Source organism: Sorangium sp. So ce117 (assembly GCF_051524395.1).
Taxonomy (GTDB): domain Bacteria; phylum Myxococcota_A; class Polyangia; order Polyangiales; family Polyangiaceae; genus Sorangium; species Sorangium cellulosum_B.
The window spans coordinates 12,345,999-12,360,284 of sequence record NZ_CP150309.1; the positions used below are offsets into that span (position 1 = coordinate 12,345,999).

Here is a 14,286-nt window from a genome sequence, read left to right on the forward strand (position 1 = left end):
GTCTGGTGATCGCAGGAGGGGACCCATGGGGGACAGCGGGAACACAGGGCTCGGCGCCCCCGAGCTCGCGTCGAACGAGGTGTTGCGATCGGTCGCGGCGGGCGCGGCGACGCTCGCGCAGGGGGCGCACGGCGACGGCGTGTGCGCCTTGCAAAAGGCGCTCGGCGCGGCGCTCGGCGACCCGATGAAGGCCGACGGTTCGTTCGGGCCGAAGACGCACGCCGCCATCGTCGCGCTGCAGGCCGCGGAGGGCCTGCCGCAGACGGGCGTCGTCGACGCCGCGACGATCGCCGCCCTCGACAGGCGCCTCGGGGCCCGGCGTGCGCAGCCGCTCGACGAGGCCCTGGCCAGGGCCGCGGGGCTCAGCCCGGAGGAGGTGGCGGCGCTCGGCCGCAAGCCGTCCGCGGTCCAGGCGGTCGCTGCGGCCTCGCGCCACGATCAGGGCTACTTCACCGACGCGAAGGGGCTCCCGCGGGTCGTGCCCGGGGCCGAGCCGGATCCGGACACGCCGCCGCCCGCCGTGGACTCCGTCGGCGACAGGCCCGCGACCGCCGCCTCCGGCGCGCTCGCCGCCGATCGGAGCGCGCGCCTCGACGAGGTCCGGCGCGCGCTCGGAAGCGACGCGCGCGCGCTGGCCGCGCTCGACAGGCTGCTCGCCGCGGGCCGGCTGCACGCGGGGGCGCTCCTGCCGAACCTCGCGACCATGGCGGGCGTCCGGCGCGATGGCAGGCTCGTGCTCGAGGGCGGCATCGATCCGCACCTCGTGCTCGCACAGGCGATCCGGCACGTGGACAACCCGCTGCGCGTCAAGCAGGGGGCGCGCCACGGCACCTGCGGCGCGGGAACGATGGAGTACGTCCTGCTGCGCGCCGATCCGGCCGAGTTCACGAGGATTGTCGACGGGATCACGCGGGAGGCGGGCGAGGTGACGCTCCGCTCCGGCCGCGTGCTCAAGATGCCGCGCAACGCGATCTCGCGCGACGCCTCGGGCCGCATCGACATCGACCGGCTGTTCCAGTCCGCGCTCATGAACCACGCGACCCTGATGAGCTGGATCTTCGATTACGACAACCCCGAGGACAACGACTCGTTCTGGGCTGCTCTGGGGGGCGACTCGCGCGTCCCGCTCGGCAATTTCACGAGCCTGTTCCAGGACATCATGGGCGGCAGCTACACGAGCGTCTCGGCGCTGCTGCGCAGCGGCGCGTCCGTCGCCGAGGATGTCGCTGGGGCACTGGGGCGCGGGGAGAAGGTGCCGGTTCTCCTGAAATGGGAAGGGGGATACCACTGGGTCGCGGGCGAGAAGATCGAGCGTGGGGGCGATGGGACACCCGTTTCAGTGATCCTGCGCAACCCTGCGGGGGCGGACAGCTGCCAGGGCAACCCGCCGCGCGCGCCGCTGCCGGAGGGCTGCGGACGGTTTCGGATGAAGTATACGGATCTCTCGGCCCATATCCGCGGGGCGACCATCAGGGGATGAGCCTCGCGGGGAGGGGAGCCCGGCAGGTCGTGGGGTGAAGGCGGGGCCTTTGATGCATGGGAGATGCATGGGATAAGTGCACGAACCTTTCGCCTGCGCCGAGCGCGCGGACGATCCCGCACCGGCGCGCGAAGGTCGCGTCGACGCTCAGGGCGTCCGATGTCGCGCCGCCGGGGCGCGCCTCAGCGCCGGAACGCGTCGGGATCGAGACCATACCGCTTCATCCAGCGCTGGATCTGCATCCTCGCCTTGCCCATGGCGCGCGCGACCGAGGCGATGTTCCCTCGGTGCTCGCGGAGCAGCGTCATGAGCGCGTCGCGCCTCGCCTCGTCGTCGCCCAGGTCCGCCGCCCCGGCCTCGCCGCCCGGCTGCTGGATCGCGGCCGGCAGGTGCTCGAGATCGATCGTGCCGCCGCCGTGCGCGAGCACGAGCGCGGACGTCAGGCACTGATCGAGCTCTCGCACGTTGCCTGGCCAGCGGTACATCAGCAACGCCCGCGCCGCGCGCGGGTGGATCTGGAGGCGATCGGTGAGGACCGGATCCATGCGCCCGAGGAGCGCGCCGGCGATCAGGCCGAGGTCCTCGCGGCGGGACCGGAGCGCGGGCAGCTCGACCGTGTGCCCGGCGAGCCTCGCGTAGAGATCGGCGCGGAACTCGCCGGCGGCGATCATGCGCACGAGGGGGCGGTGCGTCGCCGCGACGACGCGCACGTCGACGGGGACGGCGCGCGCGCCGCCGACCGGGCGCACCTCTCGCTCCTGCAGCACCCGCAGGAGCACCGTTTGCGCCGGCAACGGCAGGTCGCCGATCTCGTCGAGGAAGAGCGTCCCGCGGTCCGCGTTGCGGACGAGGCCGGGGCGATCGTCGATCGCGCCGGAGAACGCCCCCTTCCGGTGGCCGAAGAGCTCTGCCTCGACGAGATCGCGGGGGAGGGCGCCGCAGTTGACGGCGACGAGCTCCCCCGGCCGCCCGGAGAGCGCGTGGACCGCGCGCGCCATGACCTCCTTGCCGGTGCCGGTCTCGCCGTGGAGCAAGATGGAGAGCGGCGATCGCGCCACCAGGGCGAGCCGCTCGAACAGCGCGGCGATCTCGGGCAAGACCGAGACGAGCCCAGGGGCGGGGGCCGCCGCGGGCGAAGGCGCCGCGATCGTCGCGTCGCCATGCTCGGAGGCGAGGGCTTCCCGGAAGATGAAGAACGTGCGCCCGAGCTCGATGAGGTCGCCGTCGGCGAGCACGGCGGACGACTGCGGCGTCCCGTTGACGGAGCTGCCGTTCTTCGAGCCGCAGTCCTCGAAGGTCCACCGGCCGAGGATCCGGATCACGCGGGCGTGTTTGGAGGACAGCCAGCGGTCGTCGAGCCGGATATCGACCCACCGCGCGCTCGTGTCCGCGGCGGCCGAGATGCTCCGCGCCGAGCCGCGGCCGACGCGCACTTCATCGATCGCATCCAGGGAGACGCGCGCCGGAGGGCTGAACGGCCGATGGCTCTCGAGGACGAGGAAGAGGCAGGGGCCGCGCCCCGGACAGCGAGGCTCCTGCGGTCCGCCGCTCGCGGACAGGGTGCTGCTGTCGACGCTGCCAGGCACGGCTCCGTGACTACAGGGGCGAACCGCGGTGGTCAATAGCTCCACCGGAGCGCTCGTGAGGCGGCTTCGGGCGCTGCTTCGCCGAGGTTTCCGGGCCCACCGGCCGGTCGTCGTCCTGGGCCGCTCGCAGCGCGCGCTGGCGTGGACGGAGCGGCGCGCGGGGCGGGCCCTCGCGGCGGTCAGCCGGATTCTGGCAGAGTTGACGCCCAGGCTTCGCCTGGCGCACCGAAATCCACGCTTAGTTGAGGATGGGGAGCTCCGCCCCCTCCTTGGCCAGGTAGACGACGGTCCTCACGGTGCCGTCCGGGTCTCTTCGCAGCAGACCACCGCCACCTGCCCCCTTCCAGCTCCGCATGCCTCCGCCGTAGATCGCGGTTGTCATGAAGGCGTGGAAGGCACCCTCCGTGGTATGGGTGAGCTCGACGCGACAGAGCGTGGCCCGACAATCCGTCGAGACCAACCGTGTGTTTTGATCGGTCAGCGGTCGGACCATCTCGTCGACCTGAGCGGCAGCCCCCCGCGACCAGCTCACATCCGGCGCCTGCGCCGAGAAGGAAAGCTCAAGAAACTCCTTCTGTTCCTCGTGCGACGGGGCGTCCTGCGGTGACGGCTCGCTCGAAGGGGAGGAGGGCTGGTCCGAAGGGCCAGGGCTCTCGCTGTCCGCCCTATCGACGGTGTCAGGAGCCGCCCTTCGCTCCATGGTGATGACGGTCGGTGTCCGGCGCGGGCTCCTGTCGACGCTCTCTACCTTGTCGGTGAGGTCGTCGAGTGAGCTCTGCACTCGGTCGAGCGCCACCTCCGCCTGGCTCGCCCGGCGCTCAACGAGAACGAAGGCGCAAGCCGCAGACAATAAACCAACTCCTACGAGCCACCTCGAATATTGCATCGTCAGCTCCAGACCATAGGGCCCCTCAAGACGAGGGCCATTTCAACGTCTCGGGCTCGCTCGGAGCGATGACCACGGGGCGCCGCCGATCGGACGCCGGCATCGGTCTCGGCGGCACCCCTTTCAAGGTGACATCCGTCGCGCGGCTGGACGGCCGCATCGGTGAAAGATGCGACAAATTCAGCGGTATGACGTCCCTGCGCTGCGACCAGCGGACGGATAGCACCATGTGTCCGATGACGTGACCCTGCCTGGTCTCAGGGGTTGAAGTTGATCGACGCAACCCCGCGGTTGTTCGGCACGTCCCAGCAGACGAGGCGCAGGCTGGCGCCGCCCCCGACGTTCACGGAGAAGCTCCGCATCTGCTTCCCGCTTGGGTTGAACGTGTCCGTCGCTCCCCACCAGCCCCAGTTGCCGCCTTCCCCTACGATCGACTGGGCATTGCATGAGAACGACCCATACCCATCGCCGTAGGACCAGGCATTGATGGTGTGCGCACCGCCGTTGTCGACGGGAGCTTCGAAGACCAGCGTCTGCAGCGTGCTACAATTGCTGAGGGCGGCGCCCCAGTTCTCCGAGATGCAGTCCTGCGCCCCCGCGTTGGGAAAGGGGCTGAAGGCCCCATAGCCCGTCAAGGTCCGCGCGATGGCCGCGCCGGAGATCGTGCTCACGGAGAGCGCCGCCAGAGCCCCAACAAAAAGCATTCGACGATAATTCATGGATTCAACCCTCTTGGCTGTGGTTCGACTCGACGCCGCAGCCGCGCTGCGCGCCGCGCAGGAGCCTCTGGCACATCCCGGACCAACCTGGAGATCATGGATCGCAGCGTGTTTTCGCTGGACGGTGCGATCGGCGGGGGCACCTCCGGCGCCGGCGCTCCTCGAGCTGCGGCCCAGCGGGGGCAGCGGGGCGTATCGTGGCGGCGAGTCCACCGGAGGCGGCGATCGGCCCTTGCGGCCCGAGCCGCGCTACGGGCACCCTCCTCCGTGCATGCTCAGCGCAACGGTGGCGCCACAGGTGTTGCAGCGGGTTGCGATGGGCGCTGCGCCCGAGGCCCGGAGGGGCTGTGGCCAGGAGCGCGCCGCGCCGTCCGGCGCTCGCGCGGACTGCGACGCTCGGTCGCCGGCGCTCACGAGGCGACCGTCATGCTGGAGATCGGCGCGAAGGAGCGAAGCGAGATGCGCGACGCTGGCTGGCACAGATCTTGAGCAGGAGCACCCACATGAGCCTTCGAACTATCCTCACCACGCTCGTCTTGATGCTCGCCGCCCTCGCGACGGGGTGCGGAGCCGCAGAGCCGCTCGGAGAGGTCACGGACTCGACCCAGCAGCCGCTGCGCACGCCCGATTTTCGGATGCCTCAGAATCGGCTCCCCCCTGGCGCGATCGACGCGAACCTCGGCCTCCTGGAGCAACTTTGGAGTTATCCGCTCACCAGGCCGGGGTTCCGGGACCTCCTGCGGGATCACCCGGGCGTTGCCAGCCTGTTCAATACCGGAGAGCCTACGAGCGCCGAACGCCTCATGGAGGTGATCGTCTCGTGTGCGCTTGATCCGGAGCAGGAAGTGCAGGCCAAGATCGATAGTCATGGAATGACGTCATCGCCTGTTTGGCGTGGCGAATTCGGACTTTGCACCGAGCGCGCGGGCACCTGGGGCGGCTCGCCGGGGTACGGGTATCCGTCGCTCGGTTCGGCCGCGTGTCGGGAGGTCGTCTCTGGCTGCGTCCTTGCGCGGATGAACGCGCTCGGTAAGCATGTTCCCATCTCGCTGCGCGTCGCGTATCTGGAGGGACATCCGGGCGAGTTTGAGCCTGCGGCCAAGGTCCGGGTCCGGACTGCGCTCCGTGATGGGCAACCCGTTGGAGGAGATTTGCAACCGGAATTCGTGGGAATTTGCACGCGGGGTGAGATGGTGACCTTGCAGCGCAACGCGTCGACCAGGGTGCGCGTGTGCAAAGGCATCCACGGGTGTGATCCCGGCGGTCAGCATTCGAACATGCCTGGTTCCGCACATGTCTATGCAGGGTTTGTGGGGGATTTCAAGGCGGGCAGCGGGCCTATCACGTTTTCGTGCCCCGCGGACGTGAGCACCGCGCCGAACGGCCGGCATGATCGTGCCTACTTCAGCGCCATGGTCGACCCGGCCGTCGCCGGATCGCCCCCGAGAGATCTCATCGCGCCGTTCCGTTCCGAAGCTCCATTTGTGCATTATCCCGCGACGGAGCAGGAGGTGTTTACGTATCCCGAGGGCGCGTTCTATGGCGACATTTTTCCTGTTCCAACATTGCAACCCATGGAGCGCAGGGCGTGTTACAGCGACATCTGGCAAGCAGGCACCGCGTACCTCGCCGATCGATTTTGCGCAGATCCAGGGAATGCCTCGAGTTGTTTTTTGACGAGCGCGACCCTCGCCTGTCGAGACGCCTGCGCGGACAGGAGCCCAGACGGCGCCTACGTCGGCTGCTCGGTCCCGAGTATCGCGAGCTTCCAAACGATGTCGGCGGTCACCGTGTTCCTCAACGAGCCCAGCGTCATCTCCAGCGACCCGGCGGCCTCGGCGATCGTGTCCACCCACGACGAGTGCACGCCCGGCGCGCCGCTCGCCGACGGGAGCAGTCCTGCCGTGACGAGCGTCTGCGCCGTGGATCCCTACTGCTGCGAGTCGGCCTGGGATGGCTCCTGCGTCGACGAGGTCCTGACCGTGGCGCACAGCGCGGCGTGCGGTCCTGCCCCCTGCGCCCACTCAACCTGCGTCGAGGGTGAGGCGCTCACCCAGGGATGCAGCCCTGTCGTGACGAGCGTCTGCGCCGTGGACCCCTACTGCTGCAACACGAAATGGGACGACTCGTGCGTCGCCGAGGTCCAGAGCGTGGCGAACAGCCAGGCGTGCGCTTGCAGCCACCCCGCCTCCACCACGGGCGCCGCGCTCATGAACGGATGCAGCCCTGCCGTGACGAGCGTCTGCGCCGCTGATCCCAGCTGCTGCAACGCCGCCTGGGACGAGCTGTGTGTCGAAGCGGCGACCGTGGCGGGCGGCTCGGCGCTCCGCTCCGCTCCCTGCGGCCACCCGGTATGCGATGCGGGCGCTGCGCTCACCCATGGGTGCAGCCCTGTCGTGACGCGCGTCTGCGCTGTGGATCCCTACTGCTGCGCCAACGGCTGGGACCGGCTCTGTATCGACGAGGTGGCGACCGTGGCGCAGAGCTTGGAGTGCGCCGCCGGCACCTGCGGCCACACGCTCTGCACGACAGGGGGACAGCTCACCTCGGGCTGCGACGTCCCGCCCCTCCCCACGAGCTGCGTGGGGAGCATCTGCGCCGTGGACTCGTACTGCTGCGATGTCGCGTGGGACGAGATCTGCGTGCGCGAGGTCGCGAGCGTGTGCGGCAAGACCTGCGACACGTGCTCTGACGCGCTCCAGCTCACGGAGTGCGCCGTCGACATGATCGGGTTCGTGAACAGCATCCTCGGAACCGTCAACGCGATCGATGTGCCGCTCGCGACGAGGACCGCGGCCGACATGCTCTCGTGCCCGGCAGACACGGGCGTAGGAGAGGACTATCTCGACGTCTTTTCGTCCGTCGGCCCGCTCCCCAAGAGCTGCAATCGCGTCGGCGTCGACGACTGTGCCGATCCTGCGCGCTCGAATTACTGGGTGTCCGTGGTCGACGATCGGCGCGCTGGCTCCTACGACAGCGCCCTTTATAATTTCAGGGTGATCTGGGGGTCGGAGGTGGAGGACTACCGGTATTACGGCGCGTGCTCCCCGGACCCGAACGGGTTCGACAACCCTGCCGCGGGCATCCCGAAGCTGCTCGAGCCCGTGAACGACGTCGACGGGGACGGCGTCATCGGAATTCCCTCCCCGCGGCACGCCGGCAAGAGGATCGTCAACTACCAGAACCACGTGTACGAGCTCCGTTTCTACGTGCCTGACGGCAACGGCGGGAAGACGTACATCGAGAAGGGCACGATCGCGCAGATCTCGAGCCCCTTCCTCGTGCCTGCCTCGATCCCGCTCCCGGGCGCGACCAGCGCCGATCACGACGCGCCGTACAAGAGCGCGTACGTGGCCGTGAACATCACGCCGAGGGATCCGGCGGGAGCGGTCTTCACCGCGCTCATCGAGAACAACTACGATGATACCGTGTATATGCAATGGAAGCAGCAGCCGACCTGCGGCGGGCAGTGATCCACGCAGCCCAATCCACGCAGCCTGCTCGGTGACAGCTGGTCGAGCTCGGGGCCGGCGCCGTGCCGGCGACACGGCAAGCTCACCGCGTCGCGCCGCGCCGTGCCTGGAGCAGCTGGCGCATCTCCGCCACCGCGGGGACAGGCTCATCCGCCACCGACCACGCATCGACGACCTGCTTCGCTAGCTCCCGCGCCCGATCGTCCTCGCCGCGCTGCGCAGCGCGGCGCGCGGCGCGCACCAGCGCGAGGGTCGCCCCGTTGAGCTCCCGAGAGCGATCGGGGATCGCCTTCTCCAGACGGTCGACGAGATCGGTCTCTCCCGTGCGCTCGAACGTCTCCGCCATCGACTCGGCGAGGACCTCGGCGAACGGGCCCTGCGTCCGGAGAAGGGGCCGGAACCGCAGCGCGGCGCCCGCGAAATCGCCCTTCGCAAAGCGCTCGGCCCCTTCGGTGAAGGCGCCCGCGTCCGGGAGGGCGCTGAACGACAGACGCTGCCACAGCTCCCGGAGCCGCTCGAAGCAGCGGCGAGTCACGGCGCGCGAGGCGTGCCCGCAGACGGCGGGCAGGCGCAACGGGACCTCGAGGTGCGCGCCGTCGAGCCGCGGAGGCTCGGGATCGAGGAAGCGCTCCACGACGAGATCGGCGATCTCGTGCGCGCGGCCGAGGATGAGGGCGATCTGCAGGGCGCGCCAGGCGATCTCGAAGCGCTGCACGAGGACCCAGCCGGTGTCGTCTGCGGAGACGACCATGGCCTGCTTCGCCTTCGAGAGCGCGGCGCCGAAGCGGGCCTCGCTCGCCTCGATGCGCACGAGGAGCAGCTGGCTCCCCACGCGGTGGACGGGGTACCCGCCGGTCGAGAGCTCGAGCGCGATGCCGCGCGCCTCCTCGCGCGCGCCGGAGGCGAGGAGCCTGTCGGCGAGGGTGCCGGCCACGTTCGTGTCGAGCCGCGAGAGCACATAGGCGCGCCGGGCATACGTGCGCGCAAGGGACTCGTCGCCCGATCTCTTCGCCTGCCATAGCCACCCGTAGCTGTTCCAGGGCACCCAGGCCTGCATCGCCCGCAGCGCCGCCTCGGCGCTCGCGGTGCCGTCCGTCACCGCGACGAGCTGGAGCCAGGGCGCGCAGCTCCCGCCGATCCAGCTCCTCGGCTCCGCGTGCACGGCGAGCAGCGACATTTCCGAGGCCCGCTTCGGATCGCGCGCTTGGAGGAGGCACGAGAGGGTCGTCGCGAGCGTCGAGCGCCCGAGGGGCGCGGCCTCGGGCTCGAAGAGCTCCTCGAGCTCGGCGATCGTGGCCGGATCGTCCGCGTTTCGAGCCTCGAGCTCGACGCGGGCACGCGCGGCGAGCTCGCCCGGTGATGCCGGAGCGCTGCGCGGAGGCAGCGTCACCTCCGGAAGCGGTCGGCCGAGCGTGTAGGCGCAGCTGCGGCGCTCGGCGGCGCCCCGTTCCGGAAGATCGGCGCTCCTCGCCTCGAGGCGGGCGCACTCGTCCGGGAGCGCTCCTGCATTGTTGCTCATGGCCATGGCGAGATCGACGAGCGCGAGGGCGCCGCCGACGTCGCGGGCGCGCGAGAAGTCCGCCACCGTGGCGTCGAGCGTGGGCGACACGGGGAGCGAGCCCCGCTCGGCGAGAGGGGTCATCGCGCTCCGCACGGCCTCGTAGAGGGCGCGCCCGGTGCCCACGGCGCGGTCGAGCTCGGTCCCGTCGGGGCGGCGGAGGGCGACCGTGATCCGGAACTCGGAGCGCTCCCGGACGACCTCCCCATCGGCGTAGGCCGCCGCCCGGCGACGGGCTTCTTCGACCGTCTTCGCGCGGGCGTCGGGCGCGGCGTAGGGATCCTCGGGGAACGAGTCCACAGGCTGCGCCTGGAGCGCGAGGAGCTCCGCGGGGATCAGCGTCCGCGCGGCGGAGCCGCCCAGCTGGATCCGCGCTCGATCACAGAAGATGGATGCTGCCGCGGCTCCCAGCCAGCCCGCCGGCGCATCGACGCCCGATGTCTCGAAGACCGGGCATGCCAGCACCGAAGAGGGCGATTGCACGGGAGAGACGACGGGGGGCGGTGCTGGTGCGGGCACATTGCGCGTGCCAAACCATGTGACGGCGGTGGCCAGAAGGAGCAGGCTTCCCGCGATCGCCGGCGGCTTGGCTCCCATCGCGCGAAGGCGGCGAGGTGCAGACGACCCGCGCTGCGGGGGCGATGGCTCGACGAAGGGCGCCCGCGCGCCCTCACCGATGGATGCGGTAGCGCCGAACTCCGACCGTGATTGCGTATCCGTCGAGCCCTGCGGGAGCGCCGGCTCGGTCTCTCCCAGAGCCGTCTCTCCCGGGCTCGAGCGTGCCCTGCCGTCGTGGGTGGCGCTGTCCCCTTCCGCTGCCGCCGCCGGCGTCTCCACGCCGCCGAGGGCTGGAGAGGGCAGGCTGAGCGTCTCGAACGCCGCGAGCCCGAGCGCGTCGCCGAGCGCGCGCACCGCCGCGACGGCCGTGGCGAAGCGCCGATCCGGGTGGACGGCGGTCGCGCGCGCGAACCACGCATCGAAGGCGGAGGGCAGGAGGACGCCCACCCTCGCCGCGCGCGCGCTCGCCGGCTCTGTCGGGCCGTGGGCCGCGCGCAGCGCGAAGGCGACCAGATTGTCCTCCTCCTTCTTATCGTCGGCCCAGTACGCCTCGCCGGCGAGGAAGGTATAGGCCATCATCCCGAGCGCATGGATGTCCGTCGCCGCCGAGACGCGCTGGCCCCGGAACTGCTCGGGCGCCATGTACACCGGTGTCCCGACGGACTGGGTCGCGACGCCGGCGACGGTGGTCTCGGCGAGGCTCTTCGCCACGCCGAAGTCGAGGATCTTGATGCGCCGCTCGCCGTCCTCGCGCACGCTAAGAAAGAGGTTTGCCGGCTTGAGATCGCGATGGACGATCCCGGCCCGGTGCGTCTTGTCGAGCGCGAGCGCCGTCTGGTGGAGGCAAGCGAGCGTCTCCTCGGGCGAGAGCCGCCCCACGCGCCGAAGGCATCGCCCGAGCTCCTCACCGCGGAGCAGCTCCATGACGAGGAACGGCACTCCGGTCGCGTCGTCGACCCCCGCGTCGACGACCTCCACGATGAACGGGCTGTCGATGTGCGCGGTCACCCGTGCCTCGAGCTCGAACCGCCTCCGGAGATCGGGACGCTCGATGATGTGAGAGAGCATCACCTTGAGCGCCCACCGGCGGTCCGTCCCGAGATGACGCGCCTCGTACACCGCGCCCATGGCGCCCGCGGCCAGACGGCGGATCAGCCGGTAACGACCGGCGAAGATCGCCCCGTCTAGCACCTCGGTGGACATCGCGCGCGGCGAAAAGGAGACGTCGAGGTTCGCGCCAGTGTCAAGCCCCTCCGGGGAGGCGCCTGGTGGCCGTAGCGAGCCGCTCGAAGAGCGCGACGACCTCGCGGTGGCCTCCCCCATGGATCGAGCTGCGCTGCCCGCGCTCTGGATCTGCACATGCGCAGTGCAACGGTGGCGCCACAGGTGTTGCAGGGGTCGTGGTGGGCGCCGCGCCCGAGGTCCGGAGGGGCCGTGGCCAGGAGCGCGAGGCGTCGCGCCGTCCGGCGCTCGCCGCATTTTGGAATGCTCTGCTGACTCAAATATCGATTGTCACCGTGTCAGGACACTGGTGCCGTCGCGCGTCGACCCAACGACACGATATCAGTGCGCGCCGCTTGCTAATCACATGATGTTGTCGCGGGCAGCGAACGTGGAATCCATGGCGTTCCCAAGCTGTTCTTGCAGGTCGTCAAAGAGCGCACGACAGTCGGGTTGACATTTGCTGAGTTCGGGCAGTCCGTGCGGTGGGGACAGGCGAAGCTCATTCCCGATCTTTGCGATCCTCGTGTCGAGGCTATAGAACCGATGTGCTAGCGGTTTTAAGGCTGTGTCTACTGATTTGCTATGAGCAAATACAAGCAGATCCGTGACGCCAGCAGCGATCGCGGCTGCAATAAGGGTGGCTGTTTCCTTATCCATCGACCTGCCTCTCCGCTCTTCTTAATCTGTCGAATTGCGCCATGCTGCTGCTACCTGCCACGGTGTCCCAGGCCACCGGAGATGCCGTCCCATGTCAAGGGGAGTGGAGGACGCGATCGGGCAGGTTTGCACGGGTCTTTATGGGGTCGAGGCCGATGTCAACCTGCCGATGGCGGGCGCTAACCCCGCGATTTCTGCTCGGCTGGACGATCCTGCGACACTTCCGGCGTTGCCCTGGGCGCCGACGTAGAAGGCCGCCCAGGCGACCGCTCCCCGATCCGTTGCAGCCCGGACCACGCCCCCCGGCGAGCAACCTGCGCCAGACGAGGCCGCGCGCGGGCGACCGGCCATTCGCCGCGACGTTCCCTGCGACGCCACGACGGAACCGCCGACGCCCCGGGGAATCGCTCTGTGCACCCTTCCCCCCTCATCGTACCCTGAGCGCTGCGGCCATGGATCTCTACCCCTCGCTCCTTCAGATCGTAAGGATCCTCCTCTCCGAGGACGACGACGCGAAGGCTCCCGAGCTCGTGCTCCGCCGGGTCCTCGAGGCGACGGGCGCCGATCGCGGCTTCATCGTCGTCCGTGAGGACGGCTCCTACGAGCAGAAGTTCGCCGTCCACTTCGACAAGGCGAAGATCTCCGACAAGGAGCGCAAATTCAGCCGCGGCCTCGTGCGGCAGGCCATCGAGACTCGGCAGATCGTCCACCTCTCCAGGGACGCCGACGAGCCGCGCGCCTCGCTCCTCAAGAGCCTCGAGGAGTCGGGCGCGTCCGCCGCGCTCGTGGCGCCCCTCGCCCACGGCGCCGACGTCTACGGCGCCGTCTACGTGGAGTACAAGTCCCGGGCCGCCAGCGACGAGGCGCTCCGCTTCGTCGCCGAGTTCGCCGAGCTCGCGGGGCTCTTCCTCAAGCGGGCCCTCGAGCGCGAGGCGCTGCGCCGCCGGAGCCAGCGCCTCGAGCGCGATCTCTTCGCCCGCTACGATTTCGAGGGCATCGTCACGCAGGACGCCAGGATGCTCGCGCTCCTCAAGACGGTCGCGCAGGTGGCCGACTCGGACGCGACCGTGCTCGTGCGCGGGGAGACGGGCACCGGCAAGGAGCTCATCGCCCGCGCGCTCCACGTGAACAGCCCGCGGCGCAGCAAGGCCTGCGTCACGCTGCACACCTCGGCGCTGCCGGGCAGCATCCTCGAGTCGGAGCTCTTCGGCCACGTCAAAGGCGCGTTCACCGGGGCCGACCGGGACCGCGTCGGGCGGGTCGCGTCGGCGCAGGGAGGCACGCTCTTCCTCGACGAGGTCGCGGAGATCGCGCCCGACGTGCAGGCGAAGCTCCTGCGCTTCCTGCAGTTCGGAGAGATCCAGCGCGTGGGCTCCGACCGGACCGACAAGGTCGATGTCCGCGTGATCGCGGCGACGCACCAGGATCTGCCCGCGCTCGTCGAGGCAGGGAAGTTCCGGCGAGATCTGTACTTCCGGCTCAAGGTGATCGAGATCGAGATTCCGCCGCTGCGCGAGCGCGCGAGCGATGTCCCGCTCCTCGTCGAGCATTTCCTCCGCACCTGCTGGAAACGCCCCGGCGAGCGGCCCCGCTTCACGGAGCGCGCCGCGCGGGCGCTCCGCGAGCATGCTTATCCGGGCAACGTGCGCGAGCTCGCCCACGTGGTGGAGCGCGCGTGCATCCTGGCGACGGGGCCGGAGCTCGACGTGGATCTGCTCCCGTCCGATGTGGCTCAGCCGGTAGGCCCCGGGCCCCTGGCGCCGCGCTTCTCGCGGCTCTCCGCCGACGAGCTCGATGCGGCGCGCGAGGCGGGCGTCGCCGAGCTGGAGCGTGCGTTCCTCGTGGCGCTGATGGATCGGCACGGAGGGAACGTGTCGCAGGCGGCGCGGGAGTCTGGTTTCAACCGGACCTACCTTCAGAAGCTCCTGGCGAAGCACCGGGTAGCCGGCGCAGGCGGTCGGCGCCCTGCCTTCGATGGGTGACGGACGCCGCCGGCCTTTGAACCGCCAAGCCGCCAAGGACGCCAAAAAATATCAATAATTTGGCGTCTTATGGCGCCCTCTGGCGTCTCATGGCGTCCTGCCGGCTCCCGCATTCCGGCAGGGTGGGGGAGTTCCCCTGCCACCCGCTCGGGAGCTCCTCCCC

9 protein-coding genes are annotated in these 14,286 nt (G+C 70.0%); 3 read left to right on the forward strand and 6 right to left on the reverse strand.

All coding sequences use genetic code 11. The annotated features are described in order from the left end of the window. Positions 1 to 25: 25 nt before the first annotated feature. A complete protein-coding gene (locus WMF46_RS46340; protein ID WP_437983094.1) occupies positions 26 to 1,480 on the forward strand; it encodes a peptidoglycan-binding domain-containing protein in 1,455 nt (484 codons plus the stop codon). A gap of 182 nt (positions 1,481 to 1,662) precedes the next feature. On the opposite strand, the gene WMF46_RS46345 is transcribed toward WMF46_RS46340, so the two are convergent. The 4 genes from WMF46_RS46345 to WMF46_RS46360 all read right to left on the reverse strand — a co-directional run bounded on the left by WMF46_RS46345 (position 1,663) and on the right by WMF46_RS46360 (position 5,540). Then, complete coding sequence (locus WMF46_RS46345; protein ID WP_437983095.1) at positions 1,663 to 3,066, reverse strand: sigma 54-interacting transcriptional regulator; 1,404 nt, start codon at positions 3,064 to 3,066, stop codon at positions 1,663 to 1,665. A 238-nt stretch (positions 3,067 to 3,304) separates the two neighbouring features. Then, positions 3,305 to 3,952 (reverse strand): hypothetical protein, encoded by a 648-nt coding sequence (locus WMF46_RS46350; protein ID WP_437983096.1) that lies wholly within the window; start codon positions 3,950 to 3,952, stop codon positions 3,305 to 3,307. 257 nt (positions 3,953 to 4,209) lie between these two features. Then, positions 4,210 to 4,623 (reverse strand): hypothetical protein, encoded by a 414-nt coding sequence (locus WMF46_RS46355; RefSeq protein WP_437983097.1) that lies wholly within the window; start codon positions 4,621 to 4,623, stop codon positions 4,210 to 4,212. A gap of 458 nt (positions 4,624 to 5,081) precedes the next feature. After that, positions 5,082 to 5,540: a hypothetical protein gene (locus WMF46_RS46360; protein WP_437983098.1), complete on the reverse strand. Its 459-nt coding sequence runs from the start codon at positions 5,538 to 5,540 to the stop codon at positions 5,082 to 5,084. Positions 5,541 to 6,446: 906 nt separating this feature from the next. On the opposite strand from WMF46_RS46360, the gene WMF46_RS46365 reads away from it, so the two are divergent. Further along, complete coding sequence (locus WMF46_RS46365) at positions 6,447 to 8,144, forward strand: hypothetical protein (RefSeq protein WP_437983099.1); 1,698 nt, start codon at positions 6,447 to 6,449, stop codon at positions 8,142 to 8,144. 82 nt (positions 8,145 to 8,226) lie between these two features. Here the strand turns inward: WMF46_RS46365 and WMF46_RS46370 are convergent, their stop codons facing one another. Beyond that, complete coding sequence (locus tag WMF46_RS46370) at positions 8,227 to 11,463, reverse strand: protein kinase domain-containing protein (protein WP_437983100.1); 3,237 nt, start codon at positions 11,461 to 11,463, stop codon at positions 8,227 to 8,229. Between the two features lie 381 nt (positions 11,464 to 11,844). Then, positions 11,845 to 12,141 (reverse strand): hypothetical protein, encoded by a 297-nt coding sequence (locus WMF46_RS46375; protein ID WP_437983101.1) that lies wholly within the window; start codon positions 12,139 to 12,141, stop codon positions 11,845 to 11,847. A 452-nt stretch (positions 12,142 to 12,593) separates the two neighbouring features. Between WMF46_RS46375 and WMF46_RS46380 the strand changes: the two genes are divergently transcribed. After that, a complete protein-coding gene (locus WMF46_RS46380; protein ID WP_437983102.1) occupies positions 12,594 to 14,123 on the forward strand; it encodes a sigma-54-dependent Fis family transcriptional regulator in 1,530 nt (509 codons plus the stop codon). Positions 14,124 to 14,286 lie beyond the last annotated feature (163 nt).